Genomic DNA, 15,287 nt, shown 5'->3' on the forward strand with positions numbered 1-15,287 from the left:
GCGATGATTATCCCGCACCAACAATTAGCCCACGACACACTCGATTCCTTGCTTGAAGAACACGCGTTACGCGATGGTACCGACTACGGCGAATCAGAAGTAAGCTTAAGCGAAAAAGTGGCACAATTACGCTGCCAACTCGCCAGTGGCGAGATAGTTTTAGTCTATTCAGAACTGCATGAATCGGTAAATTTAATGCTTAAAAGCGATTTAAATTTGACCTAAGCCCTAATTTATTGCTTATATACCCGTGCTACCTGGAGATACGTGATTTCAGCAAGTCGAGAAGCGTGCCAAATGCTAGGCATAATATGTGCAGTTTAGTCATTCTAAATAAATATATTATAACAACGCAGTTGGTCGCTTATCGCCTTGCCCTACGGAAGTTTGGGTAGAAAACGATTACCGCGTTATGATTCATAATCAGGGAATAACCATGAATTAAAAATCATGCCTTGTACTCGCATCCTACCCAAGCTCTGAAACCTGAATTTTCAAGTGGCACGGGTATATACCGCCTGACTTTCACAAATAGGGAACATTATGTCTGAGCTTCATCCGATAATTGCAATTACAGGTTCATCTGGAGCTGGCACTTCATCGTCGGCGTCGGCGTTCACGCATATTTTTAGGAAGTTAGGCGTTAAAGTATCCTATACCGAGGGCGACAGTTTTCATCGCTTCACCCGGCCCGAAATGGATTTGGCGATTCGAAAATCAAAAGAAGGACATAGTAATATTTCCTATTTTGGCCCTGATGCTAATAATTTTGGCCAACTTGAAGATCTATTTGAGACCTATGGCAATACGGGAACCGGTCAAATCAGACGCTACCTGCATACCTTTGACGAAGCCGTACCCTACAACCAAATGCCCGGTACCTTCACCCCATTTCAGCCGTTAGAGCCAGACTCTGACCTGTTATTTTATGAAGGTCTGCATGGGGGAGTGGTGACCGATGATTGCAATGTCGCCAAGCATGTTGATTTACTGATTGGCATGGTGCCGATTGTCAATTTAGAGTGGATTCAAAAGATCATCCGCGATACGCACGATCGTGGTCATACCCGTGAAAAAGTGATGGAATCAATTGTCACCAGCATGGATGATTATATTAATTATATTACGCCGCAATTTTCTCGGACCCACATTAATTTTCAACGTGTGCCAACCGTCGATACCTCAAACCCTTTTAGCGCTAAAGACATACCAAGTCTTGATGAAAGTTTTGTGGTGATTAGGTTTCGTGGCGTCAGCACGACAGACTTCCCCTACTATCTGCAAATGATCGATGGCTCATTTATGTCGCGGATTAATACGCTAGTTGTACCGGGAGGAAAAATGAAATTGGCGATGGAGTTAATATTAACCCCGTTAATTCGCAGTATTGTTGAACGAAAAAGAAAAATAAGTCAGGAACAATCAACAACTAACGATTGAGCATAATTAGGCGAGATGCCGCTTTGTGGCAATTAATATCCCCCGTTTGTTGATGCAATAATTGGCAGGCATAGCAAAATTCAATTAAATGTTCATTATCACTGTCGCAACAAAATGCTCTAATCTCGAGCCAATCTATTAATTCGGCTGGCTCGGCCGCATTCATTTGAACGCCACCGGTGCTTAAATAAACCAAGACCAACGCTTGCCAAAAATAGCGTAAAGCTAACTCGGGTTCATCGACATAAGGCAACAATTCCCTTAATGCATTAACCGCAACCACGCCCTGACAAAGCGTAAAATCACCGGTCATCCGGTAGGCAGACACCACGGCTTTGGCTAAAATATCAAAGCTGATTTGTTGTGGCTGAGATGCCATCTCATGATAATCAGGTAATAACAATACACTCGCTATTCGGTCAACGGTATTGCCCGCAGGAAAACGATAATGAGTAATGATTTTTGTCGCTGCGCGCAGCAAGCCGAGTGGTTTTTTATCCTCGGTCGGTTTGATCCCTTCAACATCTAAATAATAGAGCTGCCAGCAGGTAAGCGCAATAGCCACTTCTTGATGCTCTTGACTCTTAACCGCACTGGCAAGGCGACTAAGACAATAAAAGGCCCCTGCCGCAATGCCTGGTATTAAGAGCGGTAACGCTTGTTTCAACGTATGCTCAAGCCCAAATTGCTTAAGCTGATTAAGATAGTCTTGCCTAATTTGCTCAAACTGCTGACCCACTGGATCGCTTAAGCTAAAAACATCGGCCCGATGGGCCAAACGTTCAACATAATTAACGTAGGATGATTGCAACTGATCAGGAGTCGCTTGCATCTGATCTAAAGCCACTAAAACCATAGGCAAATGATTAAATAGTCGACGAGAGTAAGTTATTTGATAGTCTTTAATACTCGAAATAAGATGACGGCATTCCTCTGTAATCATAAATCTCCCTTACATCAGCTTAGCTTTTACAATTGAAATAACTGGCTTTCTTATTCAATTGTAGGTTACAAAGTTAACATTGGCATAAAAATAGCACTAAACGCTGAGCAAAATAACCGAAGCCTAGATAAAGGGATTAAATTTGGAAGATTTACTTAATAAAAACAACAACTAACTGGCTGAGCGCGCAGCCAGTTGTTCATTAACTGCACACTTGGCATTGCGCCGATTTTTTTAATTTCATTTCGCAAAATGACATAGCTGCGATGTCAGCAAGCAAAATGCGACCGATTAAGGGACGGCCAATACCGCTGATGATTTTAATAACTTCTGCCGCTTGAATAGAACCAACAATACCAACCGCCGGTGATAATACCCCCGCTTCCATGCAAGAAAGTTGCTGCTCACCAAAAAACTGACTAAAACATTGATAACATGGGCTATCGTCAGAATAATCAAAACAACTCACCATGCCTTCCATGCGAATCGCGGCCCCAGAAACAAGTGGACGCTTAAGCCGAAAACACAGTTCATTTAACTGCGAGCGGGTCGCGAGGTTATCACAGCAATCAACAATAACGTCGTGCTCGGCGCACAGCTTCGCTAGCTGCTCCCCTTCCACTTTGTGGTCAATTGCAATCACGTTTATCTCGGGATTAATCGCCTGTAACGCAGCTTGACCCGATTGCGCTTTGTTGTCGCCAATATTGGCCGTGGTATGGAGTATTTGGCGCTGCAGATTCGACAACTCGACCTGATCAAAATCAACCAGGGTTAATTGACCCACGCCTGCGGCTCCAAGATATTGAGCCGCAGCACAACCTAAGCCACCAATGCCAATCACCAAAACCCGCGCCAGTTTGAGTTTTTCTTGGCCGTCGATATCACATGCCGGCAATAATATTTGCCGGCAATAACGCACCATTTCTTGATCAGATAATATCTCGTCAGTCATTAGCTATACACTGCGTCAAATAGCTCAACGGTGACCGTCTCACCCGCGCTAACATTGCCTCGCTCCTGTTCAAGCACAATAAAGCAATTGGCCAAACATAGGCTGCTCATCATGCCTGATCCCTGCTGTCCGGTTGAACTAACTTCGAGTAATCCCTGCGCTGTAGTCGTCGCGAAACCGCGCTGAAAATCGAGTCGACCGGGGGCCTTCTTAATATTGTCGCGTACGGTGGCTGCGATCCGCAGTGGTGGTGCGATATCGGCGCCACTGAGTTTTTGTAACGCCGGTTTAGCCAGTTGATAAAATGTGACTAACGCAGAAACGGGATTGCCTGGCAAACCAAAGAAAATACTGTTAGCAAACTTGCCATAAGCAATAGGTTTTCCGGGTTTAATCGCCAGCTTCCAAAAATTAATTTCACCAAGCTGTTCGATAATTTCACGGGTAAAATCGGCCTCACCAACCGATACTCCACCGCTCGTAATCACCACATCGGCTAACTTATCGGCTTTAACAAATGCGGCACGAATAAGATCTTTATTGTCTTTAATCACGCCCATATCAATAATATCAACATCGAGGCGTTGCAACTGCGCCACTAACCCAAATCGGTTACTGTCATATATTTCGCCCGGTTTTAGCACCTGGCCTTGAGGCTGTAGCTCATCACCGGTCGAAAATATTGCAACTTTTAAGCGCCTAATCACCGCGACATCAACTAAACCCAAAGTCGCTAACAACGCCATATGCCGCGCTGTTAACTTAGTACCTTGGGTTAACACTACTTGATCGACCGAGATTTCTTCACCACAGTGACGAATATTATTGCCCGGCTTATAGCCCGAATCAATCGCCGCGCTAAAGCTTATTTGGTCACCTTCGGCACAAGCTTGTTCTTGCATGATCACCGTATCGAAAAAGGGTGGTATTTGCGCCCCAGTCATGATCCGAATGCATTGCCCTGCCGTTGCATTACCTTGATAAGGTGCTCCAGCAAAAGATTTGCCGACCATAGTGAGCGTATCGCTAGTCGTTAAATCACTTGCGTTGAGCGCGTATCCGTCCATCGCTGAATTATCGAAAGGAGGAATAGCCAAAGGAGAGGTTATGTCGTGGGCTAATACTCGACCCAACAAGGCTTCGAGCTTAACCGATTGGAAATCCGCTACCGGGGTAATAGACGCCAGCATTTGACTTAACGCTTGCGCTAATGGCATTAACGGTTCTTTGATTGAACCGCAGTCACAAGAACTCATGATCGATCTCAAATAATACTAAAGGGGCTTAGTAAACCACATTATGCCAAGTTACAACATCGTCAATTGAGTCTTTAACTGTCTAAGATCAAAAAAGCCTCACAAGGTGAGGCTTTTCAACTAAACAAACGTTAACTCAGTGCCCTGCTTAAAAAGCCAAACCTGGGGTTAACGTTGCTGGTAATACAACTTCTTCAGCTTCCATTGAGGCTACTGGGTAAGCACAATAATCGGCCGCGTAATACGCGCTCGCTCGGTGGTTACCACTACCGCCAACGCCACCAAAAGGTGCAGAGCCGCTAGCGCCAGTAATTTGCTTGTTCCAGTTAACAATGCCGGCACGAATGCGATCAAAGAAGAATTCGTAATCAGCACGGCTGTCAGCTAATAAACCAGCCGACAAACCAAAGCTGGTATTGTTAGCCAGTTCAATTGCTTCTTCAAAGGTTGAATAGCGAATGACTTGCAATAACGGACCAAAGTGCTCTTCATCTGGCAAGTCACGAACAAAGTCAGTCACATCAATTAAACCAGGAGTTACAAAACCGGTACCGGCTGTGTGCTCAAGTTTAATTAGGACGTTAGCGCCTTTGGCAATTAACATGTCTTGTGCAGCAACCATGCCTAATGCAGCACGCTCTGAAATCATTGAGCCCATAAACGGCTGATCTTCGTCGTTATAGTGACCAATTTTAATTGATTTAGTTACTTCAATCAGACGCGCAAGCAATTGATCGCCCGCTTCACCTTGAGCAATAAACAATTTACGCGCACAAACACAGCGCTGACCTGTTGTCACATAAGCCGACTGAATAATGTCATGCACTGCCGCATCAACATTAGCGACATCTTTAACGATTAATGGGTTATTACCACCCATTTCCAAGGCTAATATTTTACCTGGCTGTCCAGCAAACTGCTTATGTAACAGGTGACCAGTGTTTGAACTACCGGTAAAGAATAAACCATCAATTTCAACGTGGTTCGCAATCGCGATGCCCGTTTCAACTTCACCTTGCATCAAACCAAGCACGCCAGCAGGAATGCCTGCTTGCTCCCACAGCTTAACCGTTAGCTCACCAACGCGCGGCGTTAATTCACTTGGCTTAAATACCACGGTATTACCGGCCAATAAAGCCGGTACAATGTGACCATTAGGTAAATGACCAGGGAAGTTATATGGGCCAAATACTGCAACAACACCGTGTGGCTTGTGACGGATAAAGGCTTTAGCGCCCGGCGCTGGGTTTTCAACTGTGCCAGTACGCTCGTGGTAGGCTTTAATTGAAATAGCGATTTTACCCGCCATGCCAGCCGCTTCAGTACGGGTTTCCCATAGTGGCTTGCCCGTTTCAAGCGCAATCGCTTCGGCTAGTTGCTCTTTATTTTCAACCACTAGCTGTGCAAAACGTAACACAATAGCTTCACGTTTTTCAAAACCAAGTTGGGCCCAATCAAAAGCGGCACTACGCGCAGCCTTTAATGCTAGGTCAACTTGCGCTGGAGTCGCAGTTTGACCTTGCCAAATCACGTCATTAGTCGCTGGATTAACTGATTGTACTGGCGCGCCTTGGCCAGCTAGCCATTGACCGTTAATGTATTGGTTTAAATTCGACATAATAATTTCTCTCAATTAATTACAGTGACAAGATTCGGATAACGTCATCTTGTTTTACCTTTAAGGCATCCGCGTGTTGCTGAGTAATAGTCGCGCGACCTTGCTGATGGTCAACATCAATATGGACCTCAGTAGCGCGGAAGTTTTTCAAATCGGTATTACAAGCGATATGAGCAGCTCCTGATTCAACGTCACCAATAGTGACCAGAACTCGAATACTGTCTTTTACCGCTTTTATTTGCGCTAATTCACACTCAACAGTTGGGCCAGCGTCAAAAATATCAACATAACCACGACATGAAAAACCTTCACGTTGCAGCAATTTTAGTGCCGGACGGGTATTGTCATGCACTTGACCTATCACGGCCTGCGCTTCGGTGCTTAACAAGCTGGCGTAAATTGGCAGGCGCGGCATTAACTCAGGAATAAACACTTTATTGCCAATGCCTGACAAATAGTCGGCCGTTGGAAAGTCCATTCCAAAAAAATGTTTCTCTAACCACTGCCAAAACGGTGAGATACCTTGTTCATCTGAAACGCCACGCATTTCAGCGATCACAATTTTACCAAAGCGTTCAGTAAATTCAGCTAAAAACAAGAAACGGAACCGTGATAATACACGGCCGTTATTGCCGCCACGAGCGCTTTGCTTAAGAAACAAGGTACACAGTTCAGCTGAACCGGTGTGATCATTACATAGGGTTAAGGTTTCAATGGTATTGTGTACTTTAAGCTCTTGCGAGCTATGAACTACCTTGCCTAGATGGTAATGATAAAATGCATGCTCAAGCCCAACTGCTGACTCAACACCACTAGTACCAACAACTTCACCGGTAAGGGTATTTTCCATTACTAGTAAATAGCCTTCATTGCCAGGCTGGTCGGTCTCGGTTAAAAATGAATCTTCAGAATGAGCAATGCGCGAGCGAAGTAAGGTTTCATTAGTTGGTAATGACGTAAAACCAATGCCTGAGTCGTGCGCAATTTGCATTAATGCTGGATAATCAGCTTCAGTAATTGGACGAATAATTAACATAATCGTTGCTCCCACAACAGGCATCACATAGCCTAAAAAAATTAAAGACGAATTAAGCGGTTATTTAATCCATAACAATTGAATTAAACCCGCTTAATTCGCCTTACTAATAGCAATAGCTAATAGTTAAGCGTTAACGATTTTCGCTACCGCTTGTTCGAAACGAGCCAAACCTTCAGCAATATCCGCTTCAGGAATAACTAACGACGGTGCAAAACGCACAATGTTAGCGCCAGCAACAAGTGCCATCAAACCCGCGTCAGCAGAGGCAACCATAAAGTCTTTGGCACGGCCTTTATACTGTTCATTTAATACAGCACCTAGCAACAAACCTTTACCGCGAACTTCAGAGAACACGTTGTATTTAGCGTTAATAGCGTCTAAACCGGCACGGAAAATAGCTTCTTTAGCTACAACACCCGCTAATACTTCAGGGGTATTAACCGTATCAAATGCAGCTTCGGCCACAGCACAAGCTAATGGGTTGCCGCCGTAAGTAGAACCGTGAGTACCAATCTTCAAACTTTTAGCAATGGCTTTAGTGGTTAGCATCGCCGCGATAGGGAAACCGCCGCCAAGTGCTTTAGCTGTTGTCATAATGTCAGGCGTCACGCCCAACTCCATGTACGCATACAACGAACCTAAACGGCCAACACCCGTTTGAACTTCATCAAAAATTAACAGGGCGTTGTGCTTATCACAAAGGGCGCGAACACCTTTAATGAAATCATCAGTCGGGCTAACTAAGCCGCCTTCACCTTGTAATGGTTCAATCATTACCGCACAAGTTTTGTCTGAGATAAGCGCGCTAAAGGCTTCTAAATCGTTGTAATCAACGTGTGATATAGCACCCGGCTTAGGACCGAAACCATCAGAGTAAGCCGCTTGACCACCAACCGTCACAGTAAAGAAAGTACGACCGTGGAAACCTTGGTTAAACGCAATGATTTGATCTTTGTCGCTACCGTAGTTATCTAATGCCCAACGACGCGCTAATTTAAGGGCCGCTTCGTTTGATTCTGCACCAGAGTTCGCGAAATAAACTTGATCTGCAAATGTTGCATCGGTTAGCTTCTTCGCTAAACGCAATGCTGGCTCATTAGTCATTACATTGCTCAAGTGCCATATTTTTTGAGCTTGATCCGTCAACGCTGTAACAAGCGCAGGGTGACAGTGACCAAGACAGTTCACCGCAATACCACCGGCAAAATCAATTAATTCGTTGTCGTTTTGATCCCAAACGCGTGAACCTAAACCGCGCACTGGAATAATACTTGAAGGTGCATAGTTAGGAACCATTACATCATTAAATAATTCACGCGTTACTTGCATTTGCTCTGACATAGAATCAATCCTCTTTTTACCTGCACAGTTCACAGGTTAATTAACATTTATATACATACTGATAAATTAAAATTCACAGTGTTTTGACCCAAACTGGACCATGTTTTGTATCATTTTGACGACGGATTATCCCAGAATAAGTGTGCGCTGTCTTGCCCACCACATAAAAGAGACTGCACTTACGATGATTTTTGAGCACTATTTTTTGTTTAACAAAACAGCGATTGCATAATTACCCAGAATTTATTCGTATGACACGAATAAATAATCGATTTTTACGTTATAAATTCATTAGAAGAAAGTAAAAAAAAATCACCAAAAGGTGAATTTTTTTACATTTGCGAAAGAGTTCAGCCGATTTAGCTCAATCAATCTTCAATTTTTGGCACCGTTAAGAATTTAACTTTGTTAAGAACTCGAATTTTATCCGCATCGAGCTGATGATATTTCAAGTATTGAGATGCTTGCTCTTTCGTCATTAATTGGGCTTTAAACATTTGCTTAAATAACGCATATGCCCGACCTTGCGCAATCACTCGTGATATTGGCGAGAGCTCATCAAAGGTCATCGCCGTAGCCAACTCATTTAAGCTATTACTTAACGAAAAATGCGACAGCTTATATTGCTGAGCTAACTTAAAACTAATGTTAGGTGCAAACAGCGGTAACAGTTTATCAAGCACTGGCGCCGCCGATTTTATCTCAGAGATTTGGTGACTAATTTCCGACGCGCCGCTTTCCTTGGCTAGCGTTCTAAAACTACGGCAAGCCTCATCAAAACAATCACTCACCACATGCATGGTATAAATTGCGCCCATCTCATGAAACATCGTCTGCATGTAAACTTCATCGGCGTTAAGTTCACCGTCAAGTTCAGCCAACACCCGAGCCGACTCGGCGGTTATCTGCAGATGTTGCCATAACTTACGCGAGGGTTGATTGAATTTACGACCCGAGTCTTTTAACGCTTCGTGCATAATTAAATAGGGTAACAATAATCGCAGTTGGTCAATGCCCAAAAAGCTCAGACTTAATTCGGCATCTTTTAGCCCCAATGGTTTGCCGGAGCTCTTTTGGCCAAAGTCAAAACGGTTAAGCAAGTTAACCATATTAAGTAATAAACCAGAATGCTTTAATAACAGCGGCTTAATCCGTGATATTGAAGCCGCCCGTGTATTAAGCACGTTCAGGGCATCCATCAAACTATCAGCTATCGCAAAGCGTTTAATATCCTCATTGGTCAAATGAATCAGTCTGGTTTCAGATTGCTCTTCAACCGCATGAAATAGTTGCGCTTGCAAAGCCAAAAACAGATCCTGACTCGCTTGGCGATCGGCCTGACGCTGCAACGCCGGCCCAAGTTCTATTTCAAGTAAAATCCGGTTGTCTGGCATTTCACTGTTCACTTCAGTTTCTTCCGGCGCTAACAGTGATTTACTCACTAAATAACGATAAAACGTGTGCTCTAAATCTTTGACCATCTTTGATTTAAGGCCAGTTTTTTGATTTATTTTTACTTGTTGAGGCTGTTTATGCTCTAGTTCAATTGTCTCAGGTTGATTAACCTGCTCTTTTGAGAACCATTTTTTTAGGCGACTCACAAAATACCCTCTTACGATATTGTATTAAATTTTAAAGCTCGACAATGAAAAACACTGTCAAAAATAGTAACGGAAAACAGTAACGTTTAATACCGGCTTTACCTGCACTGCTGCCGTTGGATTTGTGTGGCTATAATATAACGGCATTATCACCAATTTCTTTAATATACACGCTTATTCATTATTGCTGCTAACAACAGCCAAACTTTTTACATAATCGAGGTGATTGCTTAAAAAATTAGCCAATAGATCTAATCCCTGCTCAGTCATGATCGATTCAGGATGAAATTGAACACTTTCAAGCGGCAACGTTTTGTGACGCATGGCCATAATCTCAGCGCCAGTAATACCTTCTATCGTCGCGGTCACTTCAAAGCAATCGGGCAAGCTAAGCGGTTCAACAACTAATGAATGATAACGGGTTACCCGTAATGGATTAGTTAATTGCTTGAACACCCCAGTATTATTATGAGTAATAAGTGAGGTTTTTCCGTGCATCACCTGAGGCGCTCGTACCACCTGTGCCCCAAAAACTTGGCCAATCGCTTGATGACCCAAGCACACGCCCAAAATAGGTAATTTACCCGCAAAATGTTTTATCGCTGCTAATGAAATACCAGCCTCATTGGGGGTACATGGACCTGGGGAAATGACTAAATATTGCGGCTTGAGTTGCTCAATCTCGTCAAGGCTAATTTCGTCATTACGATACACTTCAACTTGTTGCTTTAGTTGCTGAAAATATTGAACCAAGTTGTAAGTAAATGAATCATAATTATCAATGATTAATAACATTTATTGGCTTACCTCTACACTTCTGTTTTTCTCAACCCAAGATGAAATTATTGCCCCAGCAAGCGCAGCGCCCAAAAAAGTGGCGGTTAATGGCACCATCGTATGATCAAAAAATCGTGATAGTGCAATGGCTAACCCGGCCGAAATCAAGGTCGATAAAGAACCAACAACCGCCGCTCCCATCCCCGCAAGGTGCCCCAAAGGCTCCATCGCGAGCGCATTTAAATTACCAAACAAAATGCCAATGCAACTAAACACCAAGACCAAATACACCGTGGTCCACATCAATGGCGGCATACCTTGCTGCTGCACCACAATAATCAAAAACACCGCAGAGCTAATAGCCAAGCCAGCAAGCGCTCGCCACACCATATATTGCATGCCTTTAATGACGACCATTTTGCCGTTAAACAACGAACTCAGGCCGATAGCTAACGCTAACCCCGCAAAATACAGCGCAAACGAATCACCTAAATTATAAGCTTGTTGAAACAACGGCTGGGCCGAGCCCAAGTAAGTAAAAAATGCGCCCGAGATAATGCCAGCAGTTAGGGTGTAACCTATAGCTACCCGGTTCTGGCATACTTGTTTTAATGCAGCCCATAAATTTTGTAGCCGTAATGGCTGGCGATATTGTGGCTTAAGGGTTTCTGGTTGCCTTATTGCAAACCAAACTAATGCGACGATACCAATCGCCAACATGGCACCAAACACCATCGGCCAACCAGCCCACAATAAAATGAATTGCCCCAATAGTGGCGCTAACATCGGCACAATAATAAACACGACAAAGATGAATGACATGACTTGGGCCATTTCTCTGCCAGCGTATTTATCACGAATTATCGCGGTCGTTAACACCCGAGGCGCCGCTAATCCTAAGCCTTGAATAAAACGCCCGATCAACAATATCTCAAAAGTCGGTGCATATACGCACAGTAAACTGCCGGCAAAAAAGATCACATAGCCAAGATAAATAACCGGCTTGCGGCCAAAGCTATCAGACAAGGGGCCTAATAATAACTGGCCTATGCCCAACCCAACAAATAGGCTCGTGATCACTAATTGCAGTGTTTGACTGCTAATGACATCAAGATCATGAGCAATAAGCCCAAGGGCTGGTAAAATTGCATCAATCGACAGTGCGACTAAAGACATCATCAGTGCCATTAAGGCAACAAATTCATAAAAAGATAACGACTTAACTGGGCTAGTATTCACTGATACTCCTAACGTAATAAACCCTGATAAAAAATTCGCGTGAATAATAGCAGGTAATAAGCTTAGGATCAGCAGTGATAACTCGATAATACCAAGCGAGATATCTTGCCGCTTGGTATTAGATATTTATTGGTTATATATTGGTTATTTATTAGCTTCTACCGTCAGACTATCAGTGCTACTCTAAACTATGACCCTAGTACCACCATTACTGCCAACGTCAATTGATAGCGAAGTTTTATTCAAAAGCGTCTAAGTTGCTCTATGCTAAATACATCTCTAAACCACCACATTGGGACTTTTGATGCACTCAGAACGGCGCCACCACCCAAGATATTTGGTTGATTTTAAATTAAAATTAACCTCTGACCACCAAAACCACTCCATCACAGCGGTCAACCTTTCAGCCGCTGGCATTCAAGTAATCTGTGATGATGATTGCGCCGAGCAATTGAGTAAAGGCCAACAACACCCACTGACTTGTCAATTAACGATTGAATTACCGCACAACAAATTATCGATCAACTGCCGAATTATCGTCAAAAGGCGACTGTCACAATGCCGTTATATTCTTGGCATCAAGTTTATTAATTTGAGCAATGATGATTGCGAACTGCTCATTAATAGCTTCCGTTAATCACTGTTACAGACCTGCCACTAATGGCTTAGCGCCATAACCCGAGTGTGATCTATTTGAAAGCGCAGTAGCCTCTATACCCAAGCTACTTGAGAATGCAGGTTTCAGAGCTTCTCAGGTGAGTTAGCACAAGGCATATCATTTTAGGAATGCTTACTGCCTTTTAAACTGATGTAACGTAGTGATTACTTACCTGAGAAGCTCCCACGGGCGGGTTTTAAATGACCAACTACTGCGTTATTTATTTTGATAAGGGAGTGACCATTATCTGCAATAAATGCCTTGCATTTGGCCATTTAAATTCCCGCTGAAATCCTGCAATTCCAAGTGGCTTGGGGATAGGTTACTATATGATTATTCGTAAAATAGTTGGAATAAATTTATGCAACTAGCGCTGACCCCATGGGGTGCTTTAGTGATTCCTATCTTTGGTTTTCTGTTTGGCATCGTAATCTGTTATTTTTTGCTGCGCCAACTCCATCAAAAAGACGTGACCGCGCAGCAAAAAATTACCGCGATCACGGTGCTACAGCTTGAGACAACCTTGCATCAAAGTGAAGATCAACTCGATTCGCTGCAGCTTGAGTTATCACAAACTCAGCAAAAATCAGCCAAGTTACAAGCTGAAAACTATGAACTTATCTCTCAAGTGAGGGAATTAAACGCCACCAGCAAACTGCACCAACAAGCCCATCAAGAACAGCTCGCACTGGTCAACAATAATCACGAGAGTGTCAAACACCAATTTAGTTATTTAGCGCAGCAAATTCTTGAACAAAAAGGTCAGCTATTTCAACAACAAAATAAAGCCAGCATGGATGCAGTACTGTCGCCTTTGCAACAGCAATTGGGCGAATTTAAAGCGCAAATCCAGCACAGTCATGAAAACGAAACCAAGCAACGTCATCAGCTTCAGCTCGAGATTGGTCACCTGAAACAGCTCAATCAACAAATGGCAACCGATGCCATTAATCTGACCCGTGCACTCAAAGGAGATAACAAACAGCAGGGTAATTGGGGCGAGTTAATTTTAGAGCGAATATTACAAGAGTCTGGCTTACGCCAAGGGCACGAATACCATACCCAAAGCCAACACCACAACGAACATGGCAAAGCTTTTCGGCCCGATGTTATCGTGCATCTTCCCGATGACAAAGACATTATTGTCGACTCTAAGGTTTCATTAACCGCTTACGAACGTTACTTTAATAGCGACAATGAAACAGAGCGCCAGTTAGCGCTAAATGAACATATTAATTCTATTAAACAGCACATTAAAGATTTAGGCAGTAAGGATTACCACCAATTAAAAGGCTTGCGTAGTCTCGACTACGTCTTGCTATTTATTCCAATTGAGCCCGCCTTTTTACTCGCGATTGAGAACCAACCAGACTTAATTGCTACCGCGATGAATAACAATATCATGCTGGTTAGCCCAACCAATTTATTAGTCGCTTTACGCACCATTCATAACTTATGGCGTTACGATCAACAAAATAAAAACAGCCAGCTAATCGCCAGCAAAGCCGCAAAACTTTATGATAAATTACGATTATTTAGTGAAGACTTGCTCACCATTGGCCATAGCCTTAATAAGGCGAATCAGAGTTATGAGCAGGCAGTCAAAAAATTATCGAGCGGCAAAGGCAATTTAATCAGTCAGGTTGAAAGTTTTCGTGAGCTGGGGGTCGATGTAAAAAAAACATTACCCGTACAACTAGTCACTAACCATACCGAGGACCTTGCGCCTCCCCAACAATTAAAATAAGAGTAATATGACGACAAAAACGCCCTTGCAATGGCAAACTCAGTTCGAACAATTTGTGCAGCAACAAATGGATTTTGATCCGGCGCATGATATTGCCCATATCAAACGCGTAGTCACCAGTGGCATTGTACTCGCCGAGCTAGAAAATGCCGATTTAGCGATTGTTATTCCAGCCTGCTGGCTCCACGATTGTGTCAATGTCGCGAAAGATTCACCGCAACGCAGCCAAGGCTCAGTTTTAAGTGCCAAACGTGCGATCGAGTATTTAACTGAGGTGGGTTATCCGGCGCAGTATTTTGAAGCAATTGAACATGCTATTAGCGCCCACAGTTATTCTGCTAACATTGCGACCACCACACTTGAGGCCGCTGTGGTGCAAGACGCCGATCGCCTTGATGCACTTGGTGCCATCGGGCTATCACGCTGTTTAATGCTGGGAGGTTCTTGGGGCAGCTCTCTTTATCAAACGGACGATCCCTTTGCTAAAGCGCGGCCATTAAACGATAAGCAATATAGTGTTGATCACTTTTTTGCTAAATTACAGGGCCTGGTTGGCACGATGAAAACCAGCGCTGGTTTAACTGAGGCTAAAACTCGCTGGCAATTTATGAGTCAATTCTTAAGCCAACTCGGCCATGAAGTTGGCCACAACTACACCGAGAAATAACTTCCT

General features: G+C 43.5%; 14 protein-coding genes. 5 read left to right on the top strand and 9 right to left on the bottom strand.

Annotated features, from left to right (window positions below; all coding sequences use genetic code 11):
- Window positions 1-3 precede the first annotated feature (3 nt).
- Window positions 4-225, top strand: a complete 222-nt coding sequence (locus tag HRU23_08995) for a YheU family protein (protein ID NRA54264.1) — start codon at window positions 4-6, stop codon at window positions 223-225.
- A gap of 318 nt (window positions 226-543) precedes the next feature.
- Window positions 544-1,440, top strand: coding sequence for a phosphoribulokinase (locus HRU23_09000; GenBank protein NRA54265.1), 897 nt, complete (start codon window positions 544-546; stop codon window positions 1,438-1,440).
- Here HRU23_09000 and HRU23_09005 read toward each other — a convergent pair.
- The 9 genes from HRU23_09005 to HRU23_09045 all read right to left on the bottom strand — a co-directional run bounded on the left by HRU23_09005 (window position 1,430) and on the right by HRU23_09045 (window position 12,158).
- The gene (locus HRU23_09005; GenBank protein NRA54266.1) at window positions 1,430-2,383 is read right to left on the bottom strand and encodes a DUF4243 domain-containing protein; all 954 of its coding nucleotides are present in this window, start codon (window positions 2,381-2,383) and stop codon (window positions 1,430-1,432) included. The genes HRU23_09000 and HRU23_09005 overlap by 11 nt on opposite strands.
- 202 nt (window positions 2,384-2,585) lie before the next feature.
- On the bottom strand, window positions 2,586-3,338 hold the full coding sequence (locus HRU23_09010; protein ID NRA54267.1) for a molybdopterin-synthase adenylyltransferase MoeB: 753 nt from the start codon (window positions 3,336-3,338) through the stop codon (window positions 2,586-2,588).
- Entirely contained in the window at window positions 3,338-4,555 is a 1,218-nt protein-coding gene (moeA, locus tag HRU23_09015; protein NRA54268.1) for a molybdopterin molybdotransferase MoeA, read from the bottom strand. Before moeA ends, HRU23_09010 begins: the two co-directional genes overlap by 1 nt.
- A 187-nt stretch (window positions 4,556-4,742) precedes the next feature.
- Complete coding sequence (astD, locus tag HRU23_09020) at window positions 4,743-6,212, bottom strand: succinylglutamate-semialdehyde dehydrogenase (protein ID NRA54269.1); 1,470 nt, start codon at window positions 6,210-6,212, stop codon at window positions 4,743-4,745.
- A gap of 19 nt (window positions 6,213-6,231) precedes the next feature.
- Window positions 6,232-7,248, bottom strand: coding sequence for an arginine N-succinyltransferase (astA, locus tag HRU23_09025; GenBank protein ID NRA54270.1), 1,017 nt, complete (start codon window positions 7,246-7,248; stop codon window positions 6,232-6,234).
- 126 nt (window positions 7,249-7,374) lie between these two features.
- On the bottom strand, window positions 7,375-8,580 hold the full coding sequence (locus HRU23_09030) for an aspartate aminotransferase family protein (protein NRA54271.1): 1,206 nt from the start codon (window positions 8,578-8,580) through the stop codon (window positions 7,375-7,377).
- Between the two features lie 380 nt (window positions 8,581-8,960).
- Window positions 8,961-10,193 (bottom strand): HDOD domain-containing protein, encoded by a 1,233-nt coding sequence (locus HRU23_09035; GenBank protein NRA54272.1) that lies wholly within the window; start codon window positions 10,191-10,193, stop codon window positions 8,961-8,963.
- Window positions 10,194-10,367: 174 nt separating this feature from the next.
- A complete protein-coding gene (locus tag HRU23_09040) occupies window positions 10,368-10,988 on the bottom strand; it encodes an aminodeoxychorismate/anthranilate synthase component II (protein NRA54273.1) in 621 nt (206 codons plus the stop codon).
- Window positions 10,989-12,158, bottom strand: coding sequence for a multidrug effflux MFS transporter (locus tag HRU23_09045; GenBank protein NRA54274.1), 1,170 nt, complete (start codon window positions 12,156-12,158; stop codon window positions 10,989-10,991).
- 355 nt (window positions 12,159-12,513) lie between these two features.
- Here HRU23_09045 and HRU23_09050 point away from each other — a divergent pair, with 355 nt between their 5' ends.
- The 3 genes from HRU23_09050 to HRU23_09060 all read left to right on the top strand — a co-directional run bounded on the left by HRU23_09050 (window position 12,514) and on the right by HRU23_09060 (window position 15,281).
- The gene (locus HRU23_09050) at window positions 12,514-12,846 is read left to right on the top strand and encodes a PilZ domain-containing protein (protein ID NRA54275.1); all 333 of its coding nucleotides are present in this window, start codon (window positions 12,514-12,516) and stop codon (window positions 12,844-12,846) included.
- A gap of 382 nt (window positions 12,847-13,228) precedes the next feature.
- A complete protein-coding gene (rmuC, locus tag HRU23_09055; GenBank protein NRA54276.1) occupies window positions 13,229-14,614 on the top strand; it encodes a DNA recombination protein RmuC in 1,386 nt (461 codons plus the stop codon).
- Between the two features lie 7 nt (window positions 14,615-14,621).
- Window positions 14,622-15,281: an HD domain-containing protein gene (locus HRU23_09060; protein NRA54277.1), complete on the top strand. Its 660-nt coding sequence runs from the start codon at window positions 14,622-14,624 to the stop codon at window positions 15,279-15,281.
- The last annotated feature ends 6 nt before the right edge of the window (window positions 15,282-15,287 follow it).

It is taken from the genome of Gammaproteobacteria bacterium (genome assembly GCA_013214945.1).
Lineage (GTDB): Bacteria > Pseudomonadota > Gammaproteobacteria > Enterobacterales > Psychrobiaceae > Psychrobium.

Bases quoted from the DNA above. Each gene is read 5' to 3' on its own strand.
- moeA (NRA54268.1), bottom strand. From the start codon at position 4,555: ATGCCATTAGCGCAAGCGTTAAGTCAAATGCTGGCGTCTATTACCCCG.
- HRU23_09045 (NRA54274.1), bottom strand. From the start codon at position 12,158: ATGGCACTGATGATGTCTTTAGTCGCACTGTCGATTGATGCAATTTTA.
- HRU23_09040 (NRA54273.1), bottom strand. From the start codon at position 10,988: ATGTTATTAATCATTGATAATTATGATTCATTTACTTACAACTTGGTT.
- HRU23_09000 (NRA54265.1), top strand. From the start codon at position 544: ATGTCTGAGCTTCATCCGATAATTGCAATTACAGGTTCATCTGGAGCT.
- HRU23_09010 (NRA54267.1), bottom strand. From the start codon at position 3,338: ATGACTGACGAGATATTATCTGATCAAGAAATGGTGCGTTATTGCCGG.
- astD (NRA54269.1), bottom strand. From the start codon at position 6,212: ATGTCGAATTTAAACCAATACATTAACGGTCAATGGCTAGCTGGCCAA.
- HRU23_08995 (NRA54264.1), top strand. From the start codon at position 4: ATGATTATCCCGCACCAACAATTAGCCCACGACACACTCGATTCCTTG.
- astA (NRA54270.1), bottom strand. From the start codon at position 7,248: ATGTTAATTATTCGTCCAATTACTGAAGCTGATTATCCAGCATTAATG.
- rmuC (NRA54276.1), top strand. From the start codon at position 13,229: ATGCAACTAGCGCTGACCCCATGGGGTGCTTTAGTGATTCCTATCTTT.
- HRU23_09005 (NRA54266.1), bottom strand. From the start codon at position 2,383: ATGATTACAGAGGAATGCCGTCATCTTATTTCGAGTATTAAAGACTAT.
- HRU23_09030 (NRA54271.1), bottom strand. From the start codon at position 8,580: ATGCAAGTAACGCGTGAATTATTTAATGATGTAATGGTTCCTAACTAT.
- HRU23_09060 (NRA54277.1), top strand. From the start codon at position 14,622: ATGACGACAAAAACGCCCTTGCAATGGCAAACTCAGTTCGAACAATTT.
- HRU23_09050 (NRA54275.1), top strand. From the start codon at position 12,514: ATGCACTCAGAACGGCGCCACCACCCAAGATATTTGGTTGATTTTAAA.